At 62.1% G+C, this 21,483-nt stretch carries 24 protein-coding genes; 20 read left to right on the top strand and 4 right to left on the bottom strand.

Features of this window, described 5'->3' with window-relative positions:
- Positions 1-21: 21 nt before the first annotated feature.
- Together ACYQ3M_RS01140 and ACYQ3M_RS01135 are read left to right on the top strand one after the other, a co-directional pair.
- Positions 22-711 carry an ABC transporter permease gene (locus tag ACYQ3M_RS01140; RefSeq protein ID WP_460034205.1) on the top strand — a complete coding sequence of 230 codons (690 nt, stop codon included), beginning with the start codon at positions 22-24 and terminating at the stop codon, positions 709-711.
- On the top strand, positions 708-1,388 hold the full coding sequence (locus tag ACYQ3M_RS01135; protein ID WP_460034204.1) for an ATP-binding cassette domain-containing protein: 681 nt from the start codon (positions 708-710) through the stop codon (positions 1,386-1,388). The genes ACYQ3M_RS01140 and ACYQ3M_RS01135 overlap by 4 nt, the downstream gene beginning before the upstream one ends.
- Here the strand turns inward: ACYQ3M_RS01135 and ACYQ3M_RS01130 are convergent.
- Positions 1,379-1,792, bottom strand: coding sequence for a hypothetical protein (locus ACYQ3M_RS01130; RefSeq protein ID WP_460034203.1), 414 nt, complete (start codon positions 1,790-1,792; stop codon positions 1,379-1,381). The two genes, ACYQ3M_RS01135 and ACYQ3M_RS01130, sit on opposite strands and share 10 nt — an antisense overlap.
- A gap of 84 nt (positions 1,793-1,876) precedes the next feature.
- Between ACYQ3M_RS01130 and ACYQ3M_RS01125 the strand changes: the two genes are divergently transcribed.
- The 10 genes from ACYQ3M_RS01125 to ACYQ3M_RS01080 are packed head-to-tail and all read left to right on the top strand — an operon-like array spanning position 1,877 to position 11,614.
- Positions 1,877-2,275, top strand: a complete 399-nt coding sequence (locus ACYQ3M_RS01125) for a TraR/DksA family transcriptional regulator (RefSeq protein ID WP_460034202.1) — start codon at positions 1,877-1,879, stop codon at positions 2,273-2,275.
- A 35-nt stretch (positions 2,276-2,310) separates the two neighbouring features.
- On the top strand, positions 2,311-5,163 hold the full coding sequence (glnE, locus tag ACYQ3M_RS01120; protein ID WP_460034201.1) for a bifunctional [glutamate--ammonia ligase]-adenylyl-L-tyrosine phosphorylase/[glutamate--ammonia-ligase] adenylyltransferase: 2,853 nt from the start codon (positions 2,311-2,313) through the stop codon (positions 5,161-5,163).
- A 2-nt stretch (positions 5,164-5,165) separates the two neighbouring features.
- Positions 5,166-6,098, top strand: a complete 933-nt coding sequence (locus ACYQ3M_RS01115) for a branched-chain amino acid transaminase (RefSeq protein ID WP_460034200.1) — start codon at positions 5,166-5,168, stop codon at positions 6,096-6,098.
- A gap of 1 nt (position 6,099) precedes the next feature.
- Entirely contained in the window at positions 6,100-6,306 is a 207-nt protein-coding gene (locus ACYQ3M_RS01110) for a DUF4236 domain-containing protein (protein WP_460034199.1), read from the top strand.
- A gap of 6 nt (positions 6,307-6,312) precedes the next feature.
- Entirely contained in the window at positions 6,313-8,025 is a 1,713-nt protein-coding gene (gene gspE, locus ACYQ3M_RS01105; protein WP_460034198.1) for a type II secretion system ATPase GspE, read from the top strand.
- The gene (locus ACYQ3M_RS01100) at positions 8,025-9,239 is read left to right on the top strand and encodes a type II secretion system F family protein (RefSeq protein WP_460034197.1); all 1,215 of its coding nucleotides are present in this window, start codon (positions 8,025-8,027) and stop codon (positions 9,237-9,239) included. Before gspE ends, ACYQ3M_RS01100 begins: the two co-directional genes overlap by 1 nt.
- Complete coding sequence (locus ACYQ3M_RS01095; RefSeq protein WP_460034196.1) at positions 9,223-9,672, top strand: GspH/FimT family pseudopilin; 450 nt, start codon at positions 9,223-9,225, stop codon at positions 9,670-9,672. The genes ACYQ3M_RS01100 and ACYQ3M_RS01095 overlap by 17 nt, the downstream gene beginning before the upstream one ends.
- Positions 9,662-10,060, top strand: coding sequence for a type IV pilus modification PilV family protein (locus tag ACYQ3M_RS01090; protein WP_460034195.1), 399 nt, complete (start codon positions 9,662-9,664; stop codon positions 10,058-10,060). Before ACYQ3M_RS01095 ends, ACYQ3M_RS01090 begins: the two co-directional genes overlap by 11 nt.
- Positions 10,047-10,694, top strand: a complete 648-nt coding sequence (locus ACYQ3M_RS01085) for a type II secretion system protein GspJ (protein ID WP_460034194.1) — start codon at positions 10,047-10,049, stop codon at positions 10,692-10,694. Before ACYQ3M_RS01090 ends, ACYQ3M_RS01085 begins: the two co-directional genes overlap by 14 nt.
- Positions 10,694-11,614 (top strand): type II secretion system minor pseudopilin, encoded by a 921-nt coding sequence (locus ACYQ3M_RS01080; protein ID WP_460034193.1) that lies wholly within the window; start codon positions 10,694-10,696, stop codon positions 11,612-11,614. Before ACYQ3M_RS01085 ends, ACYQ3M_RS01080 begins: the two co-directional genes overlap by 1 nt.
- Here the strand turns inward: ACYQ3M_RS01080 and ACYQ3M_RS01075 are convergent.
- The gene (locus ACYQ3M_RS01075) at positions 11,592-12,494 is read right to left on the bottom strand and encodes a TIGR01777 family oxidoreductase (protein WP_460034192.1); all 903 of its coding nucleotides are present in this window, start codon (positions 12,492-12,494) and stop codon (positions 11,592-11,594) included. The two genes, ACYQ3M_RS01080 and ACYQ3M_RS01075, sit on opposite strands and share 23 nt — an antisense overlap.
- Positions 12,495-12,570: 76 nt before the next feature.
- Between ACYQ3M_RS01075 and ACYQ3M_RS01070 the strand changes: the two genes are divergently transcribed.
- The 8 genes from ACYQ3M_RS01070 to ACYQ3M_RS01035 all read left to right on the top strand — a co-directional run bounded on the left by ACYQ3M_RS01070 (position 12,571) and on the right by ACYQ3M_RS01035 (position 17,330).
- Positions 12,571-13,158 (top strand): DUF4202 domain-containing protein, encoded by a 588-nt coding sequence (locus ACYQ3M_RS01070; protein ID WP_460034191.1) that lies wholly within the window; start codon positions 12,571-12,573, stop codon positions 13,156-13,158.
- A 29-nt stretch (positions 13,159-13,187) separates the two neighbouring features.
- Positions 13,188-13,565 carry a hypothetical protein gene (locus ACYQ3M_RS01065; protein WP_460034190.1) on the top strand — a complete coding sequence of 126 codons (378 nt, stop codon included), beginning with the start codon at positions 13,188-13,190 and terminating at the stop codon, positions 13,563-13,565.
- Positions 13,566-13,576: 11 nt separating this feature from the next.
- Complete coding sequence (locus tag ACYQ3M_RS01060) at positions 13,577-14,152, top strand: LemA family protein (protein ID WP_460034189.1); 576 nt, start codon at positions 13,577-13,579, stop codon at positions 14,150-14,152.
- Entirely contained in the window at positions 14,149-14,991 is an 843-nt protein-coding gene (locus ACYQ3M_RS01055) for a TPM domain-containing protein (RefSeq protein ID WP_460034188.1), read from the top strand. The genes ACYQ3M_RS01060 and ACYQ3M_RS01055 overlap by 4 nt, the downstream gene beginning before the upstream one ends.
- Entirely contained in the window at positions 14,985-15,491 is a 507-nt protein-coding gene (locus tag ACYQ3M_RS01050; protein ID WP_460034187.1) for a TPM domain-containing protein, read from the top strand. The genes ACYQ3M_RS01055 and ACYQ3M_RS01050 overlap by 7 nt, the downstream gene beginning before the upstream one ends.
- A gap of 70 nt (positions 15,492-15,561) precedes the next feature.
- Entirely contained in the window at positions 15,562-16,110 is a 549-nt protein-coding gene (gene folE / locus ACYQ3M_RS01045) for a GTP cyclohydrolase I FolE (protein WP_460034341.1), read from the top strand.
- Positions 16,111-16,112: 2 nt separating this feature from the next.
- Positions 16,113-17,087 (top strand): ferrochelatase, encoded by a 975-nt coding sequence (gene hemH, locus ACYQ3M_RS01040; RefSeq protein ID WP_460034186.1) that lies wholly within the window; start codon positions 16,113-16,115, stop codon positions 17,085-17,087.
- Between the two features lie 54 nt (positions 17,088-17,141).
- Positions 17,142-17,330, top strand: a complete 189-nt coding sequence (locus ACYQ3M_RS01035) for a hypothetical protein (protein ID WP_460034185.1) — start codon at positions 17,142-17,144, stop codon at positions 17,328-17,330.
- Here ACYQ3M_RS01035 and mrcB read toward each other — a convergent pair.
- Positions 17,327-19,642, bottom strand: a complete 2,316-nt coding sequence (gene mrcB, locus ACYQ3M_RS01030; RefSeq protein WP_460034184.1) for a penicillin-binding protein 1B — start codon at positions 19,640-19,642, stop codon at positions 17,327-17,329. The genes ACYQ3M_RS01035 and mrcB overlap by 4 nt on opposite strands.
- A 7-nt stretch (positions 19,643-19,649) precedes the next feature.
- Positions 19,650-21,458, bottom strand: a complete 1,809-nt coding sequence (locus ACYQ3M_RS01025) for a putative bifunctional diguanylate cyclase/phosphodiesterase (RefSeq protein WP_460034183.1) — start codon at positions 21,456-21,458, stop codon at positions 19,650-19,652.
- Between the last annotated feature and the right edge of the window lie 25 nt (positions 21,459-21,483).

Raw genomic sequence — 21,483 nt, 5'->3', positions numbered from 1 at the left:
AATAAAAATATTTTAACCTGAATGGATTACTTTGCAGCCTCTTTGCGCGCCGCGCTCGGTCTGATCTTTTCCGGAGACGCCCAAGTCTGGCAAATCGTTTTGACTTCGCTTGCGATCTCTTTGAGTGCCGTGGGGCTGGCGGGGTTATTTGCAGTCCCCTTAGGCGGGGCGCTTGGGATGGGGGAATTTGCCGGCAAGCGCTTTCTGGAGCAATTTTTGGGCAGCCTGACGGCGCTGCCTACGGTGGTGGTGGGGTTGTTCTTGTACGGCTTGTTCAGTCGCCGCGGTCCCTTGGGCGAGTGGGGGCTGCTGTATACCCCGGCGGCGGTGGCGATCGGCCAAGCCGTTTTGGTGCTGCCGCTGATCGTGCATCTGGTCAGCACGGCTGTCCAAAGCGCCGACCCGCGCCTTGGGCTCACGCTGACCAGCCTGGGTGCCGGTCGTTGCCAACGGCTTAAGTGGACTTTATGGGAAACCCGCGTCGGCGTCGCCGTGGCCCTGGTGACCGGTTTTGGTCGGGCGATCGGCGAGGTGGGGATAGCGATGATGCTGGGCGGCAACATCCAGGGTTTGACCCGTACCTTAACCACCGCCATCGCGCTCGAGACCAGCAAAGGAGAATTCGAATTGGGGCTGGCGCTGGGCTTGATCCTGTTGGCGGTGGCGTTTCTAGTCAACGGTTTGTTGACCTGGCTGCGGAGGCAAAGTTGAGCGCTTTGTACGAGTTGCAAGGGGTGGTTCAGCGCTACCGCGGGCAGGCGGTGTTGACCATCCCCGAACTTGTTATCCCTCGCGGCAGGTGGACGGCGCTGGTGGGAGCCAACGGGGCCGGCAAGAGCACCCTGCTGCGTCTTTTGGCGCTGGTGGAGCAGCCCAGCGAGGGAGAAATCCGCTTTGCCGGAGTCCGCGCGCGGGAAGTCGGTCGCGCGCTTCGCCGGCGTATCGGTTGGGTGATGCAGCAGCCTTATCTGCTGCAAGGCTCGGCCTTGGACAACGTCCTGTTGGGGTTGAAGCTGCACGGGGTAGAGCGCCGCTTGCGCCGGAGGTTGGCTCTGGCAGCGCTGGAGGAAGTGGGGTTTGGCACCGACCCCGAACAACCGGCGGCGCAGCTTTCAGGCGGTCAGCGCCAGCTGGTGGCCTTGGCCCGTTGTCTGGCGCTTAAGCCTGAGGTGCTGCTCCTGGACGAGCCTTTCAACCATCTGGACGTGGAAGCGCGCAGGCGGCTCGAAGGGTTGCTGTTGCGCTTGGTCCGCGAACAAGGAATCAGCCTGGTGATCAGCAGCCACGATCGCTCTTTCGCCCTGGCCGATGAGGTCGTCGCTTTGGCAGGCGGCCGTCCGGTCACCGCGCCGCTTACGAACGCGGTGGCCAAAAATTTTTATTCGTAAGCGCGCTGTTCGCGCTCGCTGCCTAGGACTTTGGGCGTATTTTGGGTCAATTGCTGGACCATGGCGTCCCAGGACGAGTACTTAGCAAAGCGTTTGTCGCCTTTGGCGATGCGGGCGTTGACTTCTTCGCGGGCGAGGGCGATGATTTCCTCGGCGGTTTTGCCGTCTACGGTTTTTAAGAACGCCGCTTCTCCTCCTTCCTCAGTCTTGATTTGCTGGAGGGTGCCAAAAGCGATCTGAAACGCCAGGCGCTGGGAATCGTCGCGGATATAATTCTTCACGATGCGCGCGGATTGATAGGCGCTTTTTAAGGAAGAGGCGTGGATTTCGCGACTTCCAGAGCAGGTGACGGGAAGCACGAAAAGCACGGCCAGTAGGGCTAGGAGAACAAAACCCGCTTTCATTTTCGCCAACCTCTTTAATTGAAAAAATCGTGCAATTATATTGCAACAAGAGGACTCATTTCGTCGAACTTTGGGTTAAAACGCATGGAACAAGTATTGACCGACCAACAGCTGAACGAATTCAGACGATTGCTCAAAGAGCGCTACCGCGCCTTGCGGGAGGAGATAAGAGCTGAGCTTTTGCGCAGCGACGAGGAGCAATACCTGGAGCTGGCTGGACGAGTCCACGACGTGGAAGAGCAGGCGATGGCCGATCTTTTGGTGGACCTCAATCTGGCGAGCATCGACCGCCACATCCAAGAAATCCGCGACATCGACGCGGCCTTGATCCGCATCGCCGAAGGCAGTTACGGGATCTGCAGCGACTGCGAGCGGCCGATCGAAATCGAGCGGCTGAAAGCGTATCCGACCGCCAAGCGTTGTCGTGCGTGCCAGGAAAATTACGAAAGAACCCACTTAGGCCCTGGCTCGCCTAGCCTTTAAATATTTTTGCGCCGATGCCGCCGGATTTTTCCGCTTTGCCTTCTGCGCTTCGCCAGTCGGCTGAGATCTCTTGGGGGCAATTTTTGGAGGCGGCTTCCCAGGCCGGGATAAACGTCCCGGAAGACGCGCCGGTACTGGCGAGCGCCCCCTTGGTGTTTGCGGTCAGCCGCTTTGTCGCCGAGCAGTGCGCGAGGCGCCCCAAGGTGTTTGCGGAACTGGTCGCCGGCGGCGATCTTAAGGCGCCTGGGCGGGCGGGGAAATACCTTGGGGAGCTTACCGCGACGCTCGAGGAGGTTACGGAATTTACCGAGCTGCAAAGGCGCTTGCGCCAGTACCGTAACCGCGAGATGGTGCGTATCGCCTGGCGCGACATCGCCGGCTGGGCGCCTATCGAGGATACCTTGTGCGAGCTTTCCTTGCTGGCTGAGGCTTGCCTGCAGGCGGCGCTCAAGTGGCTGTTCCGGCGGGCGTGTTCGCGCTTTGGCACGCCCTGCGGCCCGGACGGGCGGCCGCAGTATCCGGTGGTGTTGGGGATGGGCAAGCTCGGGGGTTGGGAGCTCAATTTTTCCTCCGACGTCGATCTGATCTTTGCTTTCGAGCACGACGGCCGCTTGGCGGAGCGTTCTGGGCTCAGTTACCAGGAGTTTTACCTGCGCCTGTGCCGGGACCTGATCAAAGCGCTGCACGCCCCGACCGAAGACGGGTTTGTGTTCCGCATCGATACTCGGCTGCGCCCGTTCGGCGACAGCGGCCCCTTGGTGCTCAGCTTCGAGGCGATGGACATCTACTACCAATCCCAGGGCCGGGACTGGGAGCGCTACGCCATGATCAAAGCCCGGCCGGTGGCCGGCGACTTGGAGGCCGGAGCGCGCCTGGTCGAGAGCCTCAAGCCTTTCGTTTATCGCCGCTATCTCGACTACGGGGCGTTGGGAGCGCTGCGCGAGCTCAAGCGCAAGATCATGGAGGAATTGAAACGCCGCGACCGCCTCGACGACATCAAACTGGGACCGGGGGGGATCCGCGAGATCGAATTCATCGCCCAAGTGTTTCAGCTGATCCGCGGGGGCCGCGAGCCCAGCTTAAGGGATCCGCGCTTGCTGGTGACTTTGGCCCGCCTGCAGGAATTGGGTTTTTTACCCCCGGAGGAAGCCGACGCCCTGATTGCGGCGTACCGGTTCTTACGCCAAGTCGAAAACCGCTTGCAAGAATACGCCGACGAGCAGACCCAGCGCCTGCCGCAAGACGAGGCAGGCAGGCAACGGTTGGCTTTAGGGATGGGAGTGGCCGATTGGGAGGCGTTGAAGCAGCGTCTGGATGCGGTGCGCCGCCGAGTCCAAACTCTGTTTGAGCGGGTGTTCGCCTTGCCGGAGGCGACTGCAGAGGGCTTGGGAGCGCAGGTTTGGCGTGGGGTCGAGGAGGAAGATCGGCTGCGGTCGCAGCTGGCCGAGCTCGGCTACCGCGAGCCCAAGGCCAGTTTAGAGCGCTTGCAGGCGTTTAAAAGTGCCCGCCCGGTCCGCTGCCTGACCGCCAAAGCCGCCGCGGAGTTGGACCGGCTGATGCCGGCCTTGCTCGAGGCCGCCGGCCGCTGCCGGGCGCCGGACCAGGTGCTTGGGCGTCTGCTCGATCTGCTCGAGGCCATCGCCGGCCGCAGCGCCTACCTTACCTTGCTGGCGGAAAATCCAAGCGCCTTGAGCCAGCTGATCCGATTGGTCGCGGCTAGCCCTTGGATTGCTGGCCAATTGACCCGATTCCCGCTCTTGCTGGACGAATTGATCGATCCGCGCGTCCTCTATGCGCCCCTGACCCGCAAACAGCTCGAAGCGGATTTGGAGCGGCGCTTGAGCGGGCTGGATCGGCGCGACGACGAGGCGCTGCTCAATGCCTTGCGCCATTTTAAGCAAACCCACGTGCTGCGCGTGGCGGCGGCGGACCTCGCCGGGGCGATTCCTACCCGCGTGGTCAGCGATTATCTGACCGCCATCGCCGAGGTCGTATTGGAGAAGGCGGTTGCTCTGGCGTGGCGGCAAGTGGCCGAAAAGCACGGCCCGCCGCCGGGGGCGGGGGCGGACGCGGTGCGGGATTTTATCGTCGTCGGCTACGGCAAGCTGGGGGGAATCGAGTTGGGTTACGGTTCGGACTTGGATTTGGTCTTCCTGTATCGGGGCGAAGCCGAAGCCCAAACCCAAGGCCCGCGCCCGGTTCCGCTTTCGCAATTTTTCATCCGCCTCGGCCAGCGGCTATGTTTTATCCTGACCACGCCGATGTTGTCGGGGGTGCTGTATGCGATCGACATGCGTTTGCGTCCCAGCGGCAACGCCGGTCTTTTAGTCACCAGCCTCGCTGCGTTCGCGCGCTACCAGCGCGAGTCGGCCTGGACCTGGGAGCACCAGGCTTTGGTCCGGGCGCGACCGGTGGCCGGGGATGCGGAGCTTAAAAGCGCCTTCGAACGGGTGCGTTTGGAGATTTTGTGCCTTAAGCGAGATCTTGCCAAGCTGCGCCGGGACGTGGTGGCGATGCGGGAGAAGATGCGCCGGCACCTCGACCGCTCCGACGCGGCCCGCTTCGACCTCAAGCACGGTTTAGGCGGTGTGGTGGACATCGAGTTTATAGTACAATTCGGCTGCTTAGCCTATGCCCACAGGCGCCCGGAGGCGTTCGGTTACACCGACAACCTGCGCTTGTTGGAGGCGCTGGCGGAAGTTGGCTGGCTGACGCAAAAGGAGGCGCGTTTCCTGCAGGCGACTTATTTGCAGTTTAGGTCCTGCCTGCATCGCCTGGCGCTGGAGGAACAGCCGGCGTGGGTGGGTCAAGAGGCGTTTTGCGCCGAGCGGGCCGAAGTAGCCCGCCTGTGGCGACAATTGCTCGAATCTTCCGAAAGAGAAATTTGAACATGGCGATACACGACAAAGACGGCGAAATCTGGCTCGATGGGGAATGGGTGCCGTGGCGCGAAGCCAAAGTGCACGTGCTCACCCACACGCTGCATTACGGCGCAGGGGTGTTTGAGGGGCTTAGGGCGTATTACGGCCAACACGGGACGGCGATCTTTCGCCTGTACGACCACACCGACCGGCTGTTCCGCTCGGCCCACATCATGCGCATGACGATCCCGTACGATAAGGCGACCCTCAACCGCATCCAGTGCGAGGTGGTCTGGCGCAACCGGTTGGACAGCGCCTACATCCGCCCGATGTGCTTCTACGGCGCCGAAGGCATGGGGCTTAGGGCCGACAACCTAAAAGTGCACGTCATGGTGGCGGCGTGGGAGTGGGGGGCTTATCTGGGCGCCGAAAACCTCAAGCGGGGGATTCGGGTGCGCACCTCCTCGTACACCCGCAATCACGTCAACAGCCTGATGTGCAAGGCCAAGGCCAACGGCAACTACGTCAACTCCATGCTCGCCTTGCAGGAAGCTTTGGATTGCGGCTACGACGAGGCCCTGCTGCTCGACTCGCAGGGCTACGCGGCCGAGGGCAGCGGCGAGAACCTGTTCATCGTGCGCGCCGGCAAGCTCTACACGCCCGATTTGACCGCGGTGCTCGAAGGCATCACCCGCGACACGGTCATCACCATCGCCCGCGAGCTTGGCCTGGAGGTGATCGAAAAGCGCATCACCCGCGACGAGGTCTACATCGCCGACGAGGCCTTTTTCACCGGCACCGCCGCCGAGATTACCCCCATTCGTGAGGTCGACGGGCGGATTATCGGCGATGGGACCCGCGGCCCGATCACCGAGAAGCTCCAGAGCGTGTATTTTGACTACGTCCACGGCCGCCGCAAAGATCATCCCGAATGGCTGACGCCAGTCGCGCCGGGCAACTAAAATGCATCTTAGGTTTCAACGCCGCATCCCCATCGTTCCCGGGTTTTTGTATTTGAATCTCACCAAGACCGGGATCTCCCTGTCGGTAGGCCGGCCCGGGTTTTGGCTGACCTTTGGCCGCGGTGGAGTGAGGGTGACGGCGGGGCTTCCTGGGACGGGGCTTGCGGTGTCCGAAAAGGTCCCGTATCGGCGGCTTAAAAAAGGATAGCGAACCATGGCCGCGGTCGCTGCTGAGGCCTTGGAGTCTTCGTCTTACGAGGCTTTCGCCAAGCGCTTGGTCGAGACAGGCAAGCTGCGCCCCGCCGACTTGCAGCGCGCGCGGAGGGTGCTCGAGGAAACCGGTGAGGACACCCTGCCGGTGTTGTTGATCCGGCTCGGGCTGGTGGCCGAGAAGGACGTCGCCGACGCTCTGGCCGAAGTCTCCGGCTTAGAACAGGTGGCGGCGGTCGATTACCCGGCCGTTCCGCCGCTGCCGGAAAGCGTCTCTTGCCGCTTCTTGCGCTTGCGCCACGCGGTCGGGGTGGCCGACTTGGGCGATCGCCTGGTGGTCGCAGTCGCCGATCCTTTGGACGAATTCCTTGGCCAAGCGCTGGCTTTGGCCACCGGCCGTCGGGTTGAGCTTAAGGTCGGGGTGCTCAGCGACATCGACAAGGCGTTAAAGCGCCAGTACGAGCAGAGCGCGGAAGAATCGGGGATCCAGACCTTCGATGCGGAGTTGGACGAGGCCGACGTCGAACAACTCAAGGACATGGCCTCCGAGGCGCCGGTGATCCGCACCGTCAACCTGATCCTGCAGCAGGCGGTGGAACTTCGCGCCTCCGACATCCACATCGAGCCGTTCGAAGATCAGCTTAAGGTGCGCCTTAGGATCGACGGGATCTTGCGTCCCATCGACCCGCCGGCGGTGCGCTCGGCGGCGGCGGTGATCTCGCGGGTCAAGCTCATGGCCAACCTCAACATCGCCGAGCGCCGCCTGCCGCAGGACGGCCGGATCAAGGCGCAGGTGCAGGGTAAGGAGTTGGATTTGCGCGTCTCTACGGTGCCGACCCTGTACGGCGAGAGCGTAGTGATCCGCCTGTTGGACAAAGAGCAGGTGACTTTGGACTTTGCCGCCTTAGGGTTTGAGCCGGAGCTCGAACGGCGGTTTACGAGCGTGCTCGAACTGCCCCACGGCATCCTCCTCATCACCGGCCCCACCGGCAGCGGCAAGAGCACCACCCTCTATACCGCCTTGGACAAGCTCAATCGCCCCGAGCGCAAGATCATCACCGTCGAGGATCCGGTGGAATACCAGTTGAACGGCGTCAACCAGATCCAAGTCAAACCGGCGATCGGCCTGACCTTTGCCAACGCCTTGCGCTCCATCATGCGCCAGGACCCGGACGTGATCATGATCGGCGAGATGCGCGATCTCGAAACCGCCAGGATCGCGGTGCAGGCCGCTCTCACCGGGCACTTGGTGCTTTCCACCCTGCATACCAACGACGCTTCCAGCGGGATCACGCGGCTTTTGGATATGGGTCTGGAAGATTATCTGCTCACCTCCACCGTCAACGGGATTTTGGCGCAGCGCTTGGTCCGCCGCCTGTGCGAGCGCTGCAAGGCGCCGTATCCGGTGCTGCCGGAAGTGGTCGAGGAAACCGGTCTTGGCCGCTTTTTGGCCGGGCGCGAGCCGGTGTTGTACCAGCCGGTGGGGTGCAAGCACTGCAACGGCATAGGCTACCGCGGACGGCTGGCGATCATGGAGTTTCTGGTCGTCTCGGACACCATCCGCCGCCTGGTGCTGCGCCATGCGCAAGCGCGCGAGATCGAAGAGGTCGCGATCGCGGAAGGCATGCTCACCATGTACCAGGACGGTCTAAACAAAGCCATCGCCGGGAAAACGACTCTGGAAGAAATCCTGCGCGTGACCACCGACGTCGTCTGATGCCTACCTTCCTCGTCAAAGCGGTCAGCCGCACCGGAGAAACCGTCGAAGCCCTGCGCGAAGCCCAAGACGAGACCGCATTGATCCGCCAGCTCCAAGAAGAAGGCCTGCTGCCGGTCCGGGTAGCGAAGGCAGGCGGCGCTTTGGGCTGGCTGCGGCGGGGAAAGGCAAGAAACAAGCTCAAATCTAAGGAGCTCACCTTGTTCACCCGCGAATTGGCGACCCTGCTGTCCGCGGGCCTGCCGCTCGATCGCGGCCTCAAGGTGTTGCTGTCGATATTTCCCGAAAACTCGGCGCTTTTTGCCTTAAGCGAGCGGATTCTGGAACGGGTCAAGGGCGGGGTGCAGCTGTCGGCGGCGTTGGAAGCCGAAGGCGGCTTGTTCCCCAAGCTGTACGTGAGCATGGTCCGTGCGGGGGAGGCCGGCGGCGCGTTAGAAAGCGTGCTCGAGCGGTTGGCCGATTATTTAGAGCGCGCCCAGGCGCTCAAGTCCAACGTTCTGACGGCGCTCATTTATCCTGCGATTTTGGTGGTCGTGGCGATCCTGTCCTTGCTTGCCTTGCTCACCTTTGTGGTGCCGCAGTTCGAGGAAATGTTCCAAAGCGCGGGCAAAGAGCTGCCGGTCGCGACCCAGATCGTGATAGGCTTAGCCGATGGGATCCGCCGTTATGGCTTGTTCGCCTTGATCGGGGCTTTGGGGCTGATCCGCCTGGGACAGGCGCGGCTGGCGCGTCCTGAAGTGCGCTACCGCTTTCACCGCCGGCTGCTTGGGCTGCCGTTGGTGGGCGAGTTGTGGATCAAGCTGGACGTGGCGCGCCTGGCGCAGACGCTTTCGACCTTGCTCGAAGCGGGGGTGCCTTTGCTTGCCGCTTTAGGGATCGTCCGGGATACCTTGGGCAACCTGGTGCTCGCCGAGGCGGTAGCCCAGGCCGCAGGGCGCATCAAGGAGGGGGGGGAGATGTCGGCGGCCCTGGAAGAAGCCGGCTACTTCCCGATCCTGGCGCTGCAGATGATCAAGCTGGGAGAAGAGACGGGGAAACTGGCACCCATGCTGGCGAAGATGGCCGAGATCTATGAGGGCGAGGTCAGAATCGCCGTGCAGCGATTTTTGACCTTGCTCGAGCCGGCGCTGATCGTGGGCCTAGGCGCAGCGATCGCGGCGATCATCCTGTCGATCCTGGTGGCGGTGGTGAGCGTCAATGAGTTGGCGTTCTGATGGCTTTACCTTGCTCGAGCTGATCGTGGCGCTGGCGATTGCGGCCTTAGGCTTTGCGTATGTGGCGCCCAACTTCATCAAGACTTTAGAAAGCGTGCGCTTTCAGAGCGCGGTTCGGGAAGTGGCCTCAGGGCTTCGCCACGCGCGCGGCATCGCCCTGGCGCAGGGACGAGAGGTGGTGTTTTTCCTGGACGTGGCCGCGCATACTTACCGCATCGACCGAGATCGGCCCAGGCGCTTGCCTAAATCCATCGAGCTTCGGCTTTCGACCGCCGAGACCGAACGGATCGGTCCGGGTGTGGGCGGCATCCGGTTTTTCCCCGACGGTTCGGCCACCGGCGGCCGGATCGTTTTGCGCCAGTTTGGGTTGGCCAAGCGCGTGGACGTCCATTGGCTTACCGGCCGCGTCAGCGTCGCCGCGCATGCCGGCTGAACGCGGCTTCTCGCTGCTCGAGGTCGTGGTCGCTTTCACCTTGATGGCGCTTTCTGTGGCCGTCTTAATGCAGGCCTTCGGCGGTGGGGCGCGGCTTTTAGGAGACGCCGAACAGCTGGCGCGCGCCGCGACCCTGGCGCAGTCGCAGCTGGCTCGCGTCGGGACCGAGATCCCGCTGGCGGCAGGGGAATACCAGGGAGAATGGCCCAAAGACCTGCGCTTCAAGCTCAAGGTGATTCCGGTGGCGCCTTCGCCTGTCCTCGCCGGGCAAGCGCGCTGGCAGCTCTTTTACGTGGAAGTGACGGTCTCTTGGTTTGAAGCCGGCCGCCCGAAAACGTATAGTCTGACCACCTTGCGGATCGGAGAGCAGACCAATGCGGCCAGCTAGAGGGTTTACCTTGCTGGAAGTCTTGATCGCGGTGGCTTTGTTCGGCCTGATGCTGGCTTTGGTGTTTAGCGCCCTGCAGATGGCGCGGCGGGTTTGGGAGGCCGGCGAGGTGCGCGCCGAGCAGATAGGCGGGCGGCTGGCGCTCGAGCGCTTCTTGCGCCACGTCCTCGGGCAGGCGCGGGTGTGGCGCGGGTCGGCGGGCTCGCCGTCGTTCGGGCTGAACGGTTCGGCCTCGCAACTTGAGTTTGTCGCCTTCCTTGAGCACGCCGCCGGCGCCCGGGGCTTGAATCGCTTTACCCTGTATCTTGCGCCCAAGCATCCGCGCGGCCAGGACCTTCGGGTTCGGGTCGCGCGGGCGGACGGGACGATGCCGGAAGGCGAGGAAGAAGCGCGCGATCAGGTCCTGCTGGAGGACGTGGCGGCGGTGCGGTTCGCCTACTGGCAGGAGGGCAACGGCGGGCCGGGAGAATGGGTCGACCGTTGGGAGGGCACGGTGCTGCCCAAGGCGGTGTGGGTCGAGGTGGAGCGCCGAGGGGAGAGCTGGCCGCCTTACATAGTTCCGTTGACTATCCAAACCGCCCGCGCTGTCGGCGCTCAATTCCAACAAAGACTTTTGGGGCAGCCTTTGTTCTGATGGTTCGGCAGGCGGGGGCGGCGCTGGTGGTGGTATTGTGGGTGGTGGCGGCGCTTAGCTTGTTGGCGGCGAGCTTTGGCTTAGGGGTGCGGCGCGAAGCGCGCCTTGCCGTCAATTTGGCCGAAGCGGCCAAGCTGCGGGCGGCGGCCGAGGCAGGGATCCAATATGCCGCGTTCATGCTCACCCAGCCGGACTCAGAGCGGCGCTTTCGCGCCGACGGCAGCGTCTACGCGCTGGTTCTGGACGAATTGGAGGTCCGCGTCCAGGTCGTGGACGAAGGCGGCAAAGTGGATTTGAACCAGGCCGATGAAGGCTTGCTCCGGGCGATTCTGACTTATCTCACCCAAGATCCCGACCGGGCGGCGGCGCTTGCCTCGGCCATCCTCGACTGGCGCGACGGCGATCGCGACCGCCGCGTCAATGGCGCCGAAGCCGACGACTACCGCGCCGCCGGGCTAAATTACGAACCCGCCGATGCGCCTTTCGACTCGGTGGCCGAGGTGGGGCTGGTGCTGGGGATGACGTCCGAGCTGACCCAGGCGCTTTTGCCTTGGGTCACCGTCTACAGCGGCCAGGCCGGCGTCAATCCTTACCTTGCGCCCAAAGAAGTGCTGCTGGCCTTGCCTGGCATGGATCCAGCCTTCGTAGACGGCTTCGTTCAAGCGCGGAGCCAACAGATAGCGGGGGCAGGGGGGTTGCCTTTGCCCACGCTGCCTGGAGTGAATTTTCACGCCTTAGCCGGGGCCGCCTTCGGGATGAACGTGGAGGTGCGCGGGCAGGCGGGAGACTTTCAGCTTGCGGCGGTGGTGCGGCCCGGGCAAGGCGTGGAGTACTTGGATTGGCGCGAGACCAAGCTGCCCAAGTCGCTGTTTGATCTCCCGCTCGCCGCCCCGGAGATTAAGCTGCCAGCACCTCCTTAAGAGCGGCCTCTAGGGTCGGAAATTGAAACGCAAAGCCTGCCTCTTGCAGGCGCTTAGGGTACACCCTTTGACTGGAGAGCAAGAGTTCCCCCATCTCCCCCAAAGCCAGCCGGATCGCCAAAGCGGGGACCGGCAGGCAGGCTGGACGCTTGATGAGGCGCGCCAGAACCTGAGTGAATTCGGCGTTGGTGACCGGTTCCGGGGCGCAGGCGTTGAACGGCCCAGAGAGCCGGTCGTCGCCAAGGAGGGTTTGGGTGATGCGGACGTGGTCGCTCAGATGGATCCAGCTCATCCACTGCCGGCCGCCGCCTAAGCGGCCGCCCAATCCCAGCTTGAAGATCGGCAGCATGCGCGCCAACAACCCCCCATCTCGGCCCAGCACCAAACCGGTGCGCAGGCGGCAGACCCGCACCCCGTGCTCTTCGGCGGCGCTTGCGGCGGCTTCCCAGGCGGCGCACAGGCGCTGGCCGAAGCCTTTTTCTACCGGTGGGCTGGCCTCGTCTAAGATTTGGTCCCCCTGGTCGCCGTAATAGCCTACCGCCGAGCCGGACACCAGCACCTTCGGCTTGGTCTCGGCCTGAGCGATCCAGGCGACCAGGCGCTCGGTGAGCGTCACCCGGCTGTCCCATAAGATCGTTTTGCGCTTTTCAGTCCAAGGGGGGCCGAAGATCGGTTCGCCGGCCAGGTTCACGACGGCGTCGAAACGATGCGTTGGGGTAAGCTCGGCTAGTGCCCGGACCACTCCCACTTGGCCGCAGATTGCCTGAACTTGGGCGTCGGGCCGGCGGCTTAAGACCGTCAGGGTATGGCCCTGGGCGAGCAGCGATTGGCACAGCGCACGGCCGATGAAGCCGGTGCCGCCGGTGATGAATACGTGCATGAGGCTTCCTCTTCGGTTGGCGGTAACGCCTACTTTTATGCCACAATCTGCGTCTCGGTCAAATTTTAATTGAACCATGGACGCGCGGCGGTTTTTGCGGGCGGTAGCGCTGATCGATCAGGCCAACGCGCAGGATCCCGAGTGGGAGTTCTGGCAGGGGCTCGCGTATCCCAAAACCTATCTGTACGGCCTGCGGATGACCGCGTGGCTTATGCGCCTTGTCCCCGACGCGCCGGAAGAGGTGTTCCTCGCGGCGCGCGCCCAGCACACCTGCCGCTGGCTGGTGCCGCGGGCGTCTTATCCGCCGGGAAGGCGCGGCTATCTAGAGTGGCGTACTTTTCTCTACCGGCTGCATGCGGACAAGGCGGCCCAGCTGCTGGCGGCGGCCGGATACCGCGAGGCTGAAATCGCTGGCGTTCGGCGGATCTTGCAAAAACAAGGACTGCGCCGGGATCCTAAGGTCCAGTGGGTGGAAGATTGCGCTTGTTTGGTGTTTCTTGAATATTATTTGGCCCCCTTCGCGCAAGGCCATAGCGAGACGAAAATCGTCGAGATCCTCGCTAAAACCTGGCGCAAGATGTCGGATCGAGCTCGGGAAGCGGCGCTTGGCTTGAACTTGGGCGCGCGCGAGGCCAAGTGGCTTAGAGAGGCGCTTGGGCGATAATCGAAAAACTTTGGCAAGAGGAGGTTGGGATGGAAGCGGTGCGGATCAATTTTCAGTTTGCAGTCTGGCTGTCGGTGTTGGGTGGGCTTTGGGTGTTGTTTCACCCCGAATGGGTGTTTCCCGAGCTCGTGATGCGGCTTTATGGCCATGTGAATTTAAGCTTCATGGCGGTGGTGTTCGTTTTGGTGGCGGTGCAGGTCTGGTTGGGGTGGTTTCATTATTCCCGGCCGGACTATCGGCCGGTGTTGTTCATGGGCGGGTTGTGGCTGGTTGCGGCTTTGGCCACCGGCTTGTTTTCCAGCCTTACCCAGTTGCCGGTGCGGCTCTGGCTGCCTGCGGGTCTAGTGTACTTTGGGCTGTCGCAGCTGGCGGAAGCCTGGCGGCGGTTGAAGTGTGCGCGCGGATGAGGAAGAAGCGTATGCCGTGGGTAAGTTTGTTGGTGATTTTGTTGTTGCCCGGCTGCGGCTACAACACTCTGCAGCAGCAGGACGAGCAAGTCAAAGCCGCGTGGGCGGAGGTGATCAATCAGTATCAAAGGCGCGCCGACCTGGTCCCCAACTTGGTCGAGGTGGTCAAAGGCTACGCTGCCCACGAAAAAGAAGTCCTGGCGCAGGTCGTGGAAGCGCGCGCCAAGGTGGGAAGCCTTCAGGTCAGCCCAAAGATGCTGGCCGATCCTGAAGCCTTGGCGCGCTTCCAAGCGGCGCAAAGCGAGCTTACAAGCGCCTTGTCCCGCCTGCTGGCGGTGGTGGAAAACTATCCCCAACTTAAGGCCGACGCGCTGTTCCGCGACCTGCAAGCGCAGCTCGAAGGGACCGAAAACCGCATTACGGTAGCCAGGAACCGCTACATTCAGGCGGTGCAGGCTTACAACGTCACGGTGCGCTCGTTTCCCACCAACCTGACTGCCAAGCTGTTCGGATTTGAGCCCAAGCCGAGTTTTGGCGTAGAAAACGAACGCGCCCTTTCGACCCCGCCCAAGGTGAGCTTTGAATGACCAAACCGCTTTGTCTTAGCGCTTGGGTGGTGGCGCTGGTCGCGGCGGTGGCTTGGGCCCAGCTTAGGGTGCCTGAGCTTAGCGGGCGGGTGGTGGACCTGACCGAAACTTTGACGCCCAGCCAGCGGGCAGAACTGGATAGGCGGCTGGCTGCGTTCGAGGCCGAAACGGGCAGTCAGATCGCGGTGCTGATCGTGCCCACGACCCAACCCGAACCCATCGAAGCCTACGCGATTCGGGTGGTCGAGGCCTGGAAGCTGGGGCGGGCCGGAGTGGACGATGGCCTGTTGGTCCTGCTTGCCGTCCAGGACCGCCGCGTGCGCATCGAAGTCGGGCGCGGTCTGGAAGGGGCGATTCCGGACGCCATCGCCAAACGCGTCATCGAGGAGATCATGATCCCCAAGTTCCGGCAAAAGGACTTTTACGGTGGATTGGAAGCGGGGATAACCCAAATCATGGAGCTTATCCGCGGCGAGCCGCTGCCGCCGCCTGAGCGCAAGCGCAGTGCCCCGCGCGCCGGATCGGATGGGTTGATCGTCAGCGTTATCGCCGGGGTTTTCGGCGGGCAATGGCTCAGGCGGCTGCTTGGCCCCTTGCCGGCGGCGCTGCTCGCCGGCGGCGGAGTCGGCGCGCTGGCCGTGCTCACAGGGACGCCGCTGTTGCTGGCCTTAGTTCTAGGGCTGTTCGTGTTCATGGCTGTCCTTGGCGGATTTGAGGCCGGTCCGCGCGGTTGGTACGGAGGCAGCGCCGGTTTCCGCTGGGGTTTGGGATCGGGCGACGGCGGTTTCCGCGGTGGCGGCGGGGGGTTTAGCGGCGGCGGGGCTTCGGGGCGGTGGTAAGGTTTTTAGCCCGGCTGGTCAAGCACCTTTGTTATCCGCCTTGGCGACTGCGGCGGGTGTTGCCGGAGCGCGCTTTGCAGGCGATCGCGCAAGCGATTGCGCAAAGCGAACGCGAGCACACCGGCGAGATCCGTGTGGCGGTCGAGGCGGCCTTGGACTGGCGCCGGCTGCTGCGCCGCCAGTCGGTACGGGAGCGGGCCTTGGAGGTGTTCGAAAAGCTTCGAGTGTGGGATACCGAAGACAACAACGGCGTGTTGATCTATCTGCTGCTTGCCGACCGCCAGGTCGAGATCGTCGCCGACCGCGGCCTCGCCCGGCGAGTAGGGCCGGACGAATGGCAAAGGATCTGCCAAGCCATGGAGGCCGCGTTTCGCCAGGGTCGTTTCGCGGAGGGGCTGTTGGCCGGCGTGGCCGCGGTGGGGGAGAAGCTCAAGCGGCACTTTCCAGGCCCCGACCGGGCCGGCAACGAGCTTCCCGACCGGCCTTGCCTTCTCAGCTGAAGGCCGGCATTAAGGCGGTGAAACGGGGTATACTAGAACGATCTCATTGCCCGGGGAGGGTAGGGTGAAACTGGAGGAAATTTTTGCCGAGCTCATCCAGGCCATCGGCGAGGACTTAAACCGCGAAGGATTGGTCGATACGCCCAAACGCACCGCGGCCGCTTTTCGCTACCTTACCAGCGGCTACCACCAGTCGCTTGAGAGCGTGCTCAACAACGCGATTTTCGAAGCCGACACCGAGGACATGGTGATCGTGCGCGATATCGAATTGTATTCCTTGTGCGAGCACCACCTCTTGCCTTTTATCGGCAAATGCCACATCGGTTATCTTCCGGCGGGGAAAGTAATCGGCCTGTCCAAGACCGCTCGGATCGTGGAGATGTATGCCAGACGGCTGCAGATTCAGGAACGATTGACCAAGCAGATCGCCGACGCCATCCAGACTGCGATCCGTCCGCGCGGGGTGGCGGTGGTGATCGAGGCCAAGCACTTGTGCATGATGATGCGCGGGGTGGAGAAACAAAACTCGGTGATGACCACCTCGGCGATGTTAGGCCTGTTCCGCGAGCGCATCAGCACGCGTTCGGAATTTCTGAATCTCATCGGGCGTAAAATTTAGCGATGTCTTTGGGAATCTTGCTGGTCAATCTGGGCACCCCTAAAGCGCCGACCGCGGCGGCGGTCCGCCGGTATTTGCGGGAGTTTTTGGGAGATCGGCGGGTGGTTGACCTGCCTGGGCTGTGGTGGCGGTCCTTGCTTTACACCGTCATCGCGCCGCTTCGCGCCCGTCGGGTGGCTAAGTCGTATCAGGCGATCTGGCTCGAGGAAGGTTCCCCGCTTTGGGTGTATACCCAAAGGCTGGCGCAAAAACTTAAAGCGGCGTCGGGGTGGCAGGTAGAAGTAGGCATGGTTTACGGCGAGCCCAGCCTTAAGACGGGGCTTGAGGCGCTGCGCGCGCGCGGGGTAAAAGAAGTCTTGGTGTGGCCGCTTTATCCTCAATACTCCAAGAGCACGACGGCGGCGGTATTTGACCGGTTCGCGCAAGTTCTCTCCGGTTGGCCGTATCTGCCGGCCTGTTATTTTTTGAACGATTATCACGCCGAAGCCGCTTACATCGAGGCGCTCGCCGGGCAGATTAAGGCTTTTTGGCGGGAGCACGGGCGCCCTGAGCGATTGCTCTTGTCTTTCCACGGCCTGCCCGAAAAGAGCCGCGCGCAAGGCGATCCCTACTACGATCAATGCCTGACCTCGGCTTGCCTGATCGCCGAGGCCTTGGATCTGGGGGCGCCGGATTGGCAAGTGGTGTTCCAATCGCGGTTCGGACCGGCCAAGTGGCTTGGGCCTTACTGCACGGAGGTCTTGGCGTCCTTGCCCAAAGAGGGGATTCGTAAAGTGGACGTGGTCTGTCCTGGATTTGCCGTAGACTGCCTTGAGACCTTAGAGGAGATCGCGGTGGTCAACCGCAACTTGTTCCTCGCCGCCGGCGGCGAGCAGTACCGCTATATCCCAGCGCTCAACGACAGCGACGCGCACGTGGCGATGTTGGCCGCGTTGATCGCAAGCCGGTTGCAGGCGCCAAAGGTCAAGCGCTTTTGATCTGCCTTTGTTAGCGCGGATTGAGGTAGTAGAGATAACCTATGGGAGGACTCGATGCGGCGTTACGACCGCGACTGCGCTTTGTGCCGGGTGATGCGGGGGATGGCATTCAGCGGTCTGGGAGCGGCGTTGGGTGGTTATAGCGCCTTGGGGCTGGGGGCCTCGAAATCGACGGCGCTGACCGCGGCGGTGATGGGGGCAGCGATCATGGCGCTCGGGATGGCGCTGCGCAATAGGCGTTAAAACCAGCGTTTGAGCCACGGCTGAATATCCTGAGCACAAGGGGCGGTCTCCGTGGGCGCCGAGCCGCGCAGGAAAGGAAATTGCCGGGCTCCTCTACAGTTTTCCTCGGCTTTGAGGCCGCTGGTCGAGTCGATCCAGACCCATTCCACCGTTTCCGGTTGGGTCAAAGCCAAAGGCTGAGCGGAGATTTTAGCCATGAGCCTGGCCCAGAGCTGGAGCGCGCCGCTGGCCCCGGTCAGCCGCGTGGGCGAGTTGTCGTCGCGCCCGATCCACGTGACTGCCAGATAATCGCCGCTGAAGCCGGCAAACCAGCTGTCGCGTAGATCATCGGTGGTTCCGGTCTTGCCGGCTACCTGCATGGACCTGGGCAGGATCCGATAAGCCGAGCTTGCGGTGCCTTGACTGACGACTTCCTGCAAAATGGTGTTTAAGAGGTACACCGGTCCGGGATCGATCGCCTGTTGGACCGTCAAGGGATAGCGCTGAAGCGGGCGGTTGTCGTTGGCTAAGACCGCATGGATGGCGCGCAAAGGGGTATTAAACCCCTGGTTGGCCAAGGTTTGGTACATCTGCGCGACTTCCAGCGGAGACAGCTCGACCGCTCCCAAGAGCAGCGAGGGGTAGCGCGCGAGCTCGCGGCTAACTCCCAATCGGCGTAGGGTATCGACGACTCGGTCCAGACCCAGCTCTAGGCCCAGATGCACGGTGGCAAGGTTGTAGGACTGGGCCAGCGCCCAGTGGAGCGGCACCTGACCATGCGGCTTGCGGTCGTAATTCTGCGGCCGCCAGAAAGTGCCGTCGGCGTTTTTGATCTGCACCGGGACGTCCGGTAATGGGGTAATGACGGTGTAGCGCTCCGGTTGCGCCAAGGCCGTAAGGTAAACTGCCGGTTTCACCAACGATCCGATCGGGCGCGCGCTGTCTAGGGCGCGGTTGAAGCCGGCCTGGCGCGGATCGCGGCCGCCGGTCAAAGCCACGATTTCTCCGCTGTCGCGGCGGGTGACGAGGGTGGCGGTTTCTAGGCGATCGAGCCGGTAACCTTGTTCGAGCTGCGTCAACGTGGCTGCGGCGGTCTGCTCCAGCGCCTCTTGAACGCGCACGTCTAAAGTGGTGAAGATCTTCAAGCCTTCCGAGGTGAGGTCTTCCTCTTTGTACTCCAGGGTAAGGTGCCGTTTGACCAGATCCAAAAAGGCCGGGTAGCGGGCGCTGGGGCGGTGGAAGTAGGGCGTCACCTCCAACGGCAGGCGCTTGGCTTGGGCTAAAGTGGCGGCGTCGATTACCCCCTCTTCAGCGCACAGGTCCAAAACCAGGTTGCGGCGCGCGAGCGCCCGCTTGGGATGGCGGCGGGGATCGTAATAATTGGGCCCGCGGATCAAGCCGACCAAAAGGGCCATGTGGTGCGGTTTGAGCTCGGCCAGGGGGCGGCTGAAGTAAAATTCGCTCGCAAGCGCAAAACCGTGGATCGCGCGGGCGCCGTCTTGCCCTAGATAGATTTCGTTGAGATAGGCTTCTAGAATTTCGTCCTTGCTGTAACGCACCTCCAAAATCAACGCCATCAGCGCCTCGTTGAGCTTGCGCCAGAGGCTGCGCTCGGCGCTTAAGAAGAAATTCTTCACCAGTTGCTGGGTGATGGTGCTTCCGCCCTGCACAAGCTTTAGAGCCTTGATGTCGGACCACAGCGCGCGCGCGATCGCCCGCGGCGAAATGCCGTGATGCTGGTAAAAATCCCGGTCTTCGACGGTCAGCAGGATTTTGACGAGCAGCGGTGGAACCTCGCTGAGGCGGACCAGGACGCGATCCTCTTTGCGCCCCGGATAGAAACTCCCAATTTGCACTGGATCTAAGCGCAGCAAGGGCAGCTCGGTTTTCTGTTCGAGGTCGTAGAGCCTGGCCACTTGTTCGCCGGCAAAACTCAAGCCGACCCGGTGGCTAGGCTCGGGGCCGTCGGGAAAGTGAAATGCGCGGGTGCGTAAGAAAACCTGGCTGCCTTGCCGGTAGTAACTGGCTTGGCTGCTCAAATTCGGATCGTACCGGTAATTGAGTTGCTTGAGCAAGCCCTCCAGCTGCAAAGGCGACAGCTTCAAGCCGGCATACATTTCTATTGGAGCGGCGTACACGTTGGCCGGCAAAGCCCAGCGTCGCCCCTCGAATTGCTCGCGGATGAGGCGATCCAAATAGCCGAGATAGATTGTGAGCGCAATCAGGCCAAGACCTAAGAGCCCCCCTAAGGCAAGCCCGAGCCAAGTGCGCGCGGCAGTCGGTCTGCGCCGGCTACGCAGTCGGCGGCGTCTGTGGCGGGGTGGTGTGGGCATGCAGGATCTAATTCACTAATGGACGGTCGGCGGTTGCAATGGCAGTCAAAGCGATGGTCTTGCAGTCAAGCAACTTAGGCTTTGGCTTGCCTAAAAGAAAGCCTTGCCCGTAATCCACGTCCAGGCCGCGGAGTAAGTTTAAGGTGGAAGAGGTTTCGATGTATTCGGCGATCACTTGTTTGCCCAGCTTGTGAGCGATCTCGACGATGGCCTTGACCAGCACGCGGTCGGTTTCGTCGTTGGGCAGATTCTGCACGAATTGGCCATCGATTTTGACGTAGTCGACAGGAAAATTTTTGATGTATTCGAAGGAGCTGAACCCGGTGCCGAAGTCGTCCAAGGCAAAGCCGCAGCCTAGAGAGCGTAATTTGGCGATCACGCTTAAGGTACGCTCGAAATTGGCGATCGCGGCGGTTTCCGTGATCTCGAAAATCAGGCGCTTGGGGGAAACCCACGTCGATTCTAATTTTTCTTCCAAGAAAGGCAACAGCTTGTGGTTTTGGAAGGCGTGACCGGACAGATTGACGGTGAGAGCCACGTGATTTTGGTCCGAAGGTAAGGAGCTTAGAAAATCGATCGCGTGTTCGACCACCCACAAGTCGATGTTATGAATCAGCCCCATGCGCTCGGCCACTGGAATAAACGCATCCGGGGTAAAGATTTTGCCGTTTTCCCCCAACATCCTAAGCAACACCTCGTAGTGGCTGATCAGGCCGTCTTTGAGGCGGACGACCGGCTGGAAGACCAACTGGAACCGTTCCTGCTTGAGGGCGGCGCGCAGTAGCGGGACCCAGCGGACGTCGTTGAAATGGGTGGCGGCGAGATCCTTGGCGTCGTAGAGGTTGACCAGGTTGCGGCCGTGGGTTTTAGCGATGTAACAGGCCTGATGGGCTTTGGCGATCCATTCGTTGGGATGCTGGATAGGAAGCGCGGGCGAGAGCAAAGCAACGCCGATGCTGACGGAGATGTGGTAACAGTCGTTGGGGGTCAAAAAGCGAAACTCATCCATCGCCTGGCGGATGGTTTCGGCGGTTGCTAGGGCTTTTCCCTGATCGGCGCCGGGAAGGTGGATACAGAACTCGTCGGCCCCGATCCGAGCGAGGGTGCACTTATCGGTCACGGTGTGGCGGAGCAGATTGACCACCTCCACCAACAAGCGGTCGCCGGCGTCATGTCCCTCAAGGTCGTTGATGACATTGAAGCGGTCCAGGTCCAAGTAAAGGAGGGCGCTTTCTTGCTTGTAGGCCTGACAGTGGTGGATGGCCAGTTGCAGGATTTGCTCAAGGCGGCGGCGGTTGCCGATGCCGGTCAGTTCGTCGTGGAGGACCAAGTATTTGAGCCTGGCTTCAAGGATTTTATGTTCGGCCAGTTCGGTCAATACTTCTTCCTCAAGTCGATGCCGCTGGCGGCGTTCGTCTCGGAGCACCAGCGCAAGCTGCACCAGCGGGAGGAAATCCTGCGCTCGGAGCGGCTTTTCTACCAAGATCACCCCATGGGCTTGAAGGGACCGTAAGGCCTCGCGCTGGCTCGGGTCGGCAGGCGGAGGCTCCAAAAGCACAAGAATCGGCACGTTAAGCTCGCCGGGCTCATCGACCAAAACCCGGCACAGTTCGGCGAGTTGGCAATCGGGCAGGCGTTCGCTCAAGACGATCAAACCCAGATCGAGCTTGGCTTTGAGCAGCTCGGCCAAATGGGCGCCGTCGGCAGCGCAATAAACGCGCTCGAAGCCGTGTTGAGCGAGGATGTTTGTTATCTGTTGACGGTGATGATCGTTGGGATCGGCGACGAGGATGGCTTGGTCGAAAGGCTTGGTCATAGCTGCGCGCGGGCGCAAAATCCAA

This window comes from Methylothermus subterraneus, assembly GCF_054656915.1.
Note: the sequence above shows the minus strand (reverse complement) of the source record. Positions and strands in the feature narration are given on the sequence as shown.

Excerpts from the sequence above, each read along its gene's own strand:
- ACYQ3M_RS01140 (WP_460034205.1), top strand. The coding sequence starts at position 22 with ATGGATTACTTTGCAGCCTCTTTGCGCGCCGCGCTCGGTCTGATCTTT.
- ACYQ3M_RS01130 (WP_460034203.1), bottom strand. The coding sequence starts at position 1,792 with ATGAAAGCGGGTTTTGTTCTCCTAGCCCTACTGGCCGTGCTTTTCGTG.
- ACYQ3M_RS01125 (WP_460034202.1), top strand. The coding sequence starts at position 1,877 with ATGGAACAAGTATTGACCGACCAACAGCTGAACGAATTCAGACGATTG.
- ACYQ3M_RS01115 (WP_460034200.1), top strand. The coding sequence starts at position 5,166 with ATGGCGATACACGACAAAGACGGCGAAATCTGGCTCGATGGGGAATGG.
- ACYQ3M_RS01110 (WP_460034199.1), top strand. The coding sequence starts at position 6,100 with ATGCATCTTAGGTTTCAACGCCGCATCCCCATCGTTCCCGGGTTTTTG.
- gspE (WP_460034198.1), top strand. The coding sequence starts at position 6,313 with ATGGCCGCGGTCGCTGCTGAGGCCTTGGAGTCTTCGTCTTACGAGGCT.
- ACYQ3M_RS01100 (WP_460034197.1), top strand. The coding sequence starts at position 8,025 with ATGCCTACCTTCCTCGTCAAAGCGGTCAGCCGCACCGGAGAAACCGTC.
- ACYQ3M_RS01095 (WP_460034196.1), top strand. The coding sequence starts at position 9,223 with ATGAGTTGGCGTTCTGATGGCTTTACCTTGCTCGAGCTGATCGTGGCG.
- ACYQ3M_RS01090 (WP_460034195.1), top strand. The coding sequence starts at position 9,662 with ATGCCGGCTGAACGCGGCTTCTCGCTGCTCGAGGTCGTGGTCGCTTTC.
- ACYQ3M_RS01085 (WP_460034194.1), top strand. The coding sequence starts at position 10,047 with ATGCGGCCAGCTAGAGGGTTTACCTTGCTGGAAGTCTTGATCGCGGTG.
- ACYQ3M_RS01080 (WP_460034193.1), top strand. The coding sequence starts at position 10,694 with ATGGTTCGGCAGGCGGGGGCGGCGCTGGTGGTGGTATTGTGGGTGGTG.
- ACYQ3M_RS01075 (WP_460034192.1), bottom strand. The coding sequence starts at position 12,494 with ATGCACGTATTCATCACCGGCGGCACCGGCTTCATCGGCCGTGCGCTG.
- ACYQ3M_RS01070 (WP_460034191.1), top strand. The coding sequence starts at position 12,571 with ATGGACGCGCGGCGGTTTTTGCGGGCGGTAGCGCTGATCGATCAGGCC.
- ACYQ3M_RS01065 (WP_460034190.1), top strand. The coding sequence starts at position 13,188 with ATGGAAGCGGTGCGGATCAATTTTCAGTTTGCAGTCTGGCTGTCGGTG.
- ACYQ3M_RS01060 (WP_460034189.1), top strand. The coding sequence starts at position 13,577 with ATGCCGTGGGTAAGTTTGTTGGTGATTTTGTTGTTGCCCGGCTGCGGC.
- ACYQ3M_RS01055 (WP_460034188.1), top strand. The coding sequence starts at position 14,149 with ATGACCAAACCGCTTTGTCTTAGCGCTTGGGTGGTGGCGCTGGTCGCG.
- hemH (WP_460034186.1), top strand. The coding sequence starts at position 16,113 with ATGTCTTTGGGAATCTTGCTGGTCAATCTGGGCACCCCTAAAGCGCCG.
- ACYQ3M_RS01035 (WP_460034185.1), top strand. The coding sequence starts at position 17,142 with ATGCGGCGTTACGACCGCGACTGCGCTTTGTGCCGGGTGATGCGGGGG.
- mrcB (WP_460034184.1), bottom strand. The coding sequence starts at position 19,642 with ATGCCCACACCACCCCGCCACAGACGCCGCCGACTGCGTAGCCGGCGC.
- ACYQ3M_RS01025 (WP_460034183.1), bottom strand. The coding sequence starts at position 21,458 with ATGACCAAGCCTTTCGACCAAGCCATCCTCGTCGCCGATCCCAACGAT.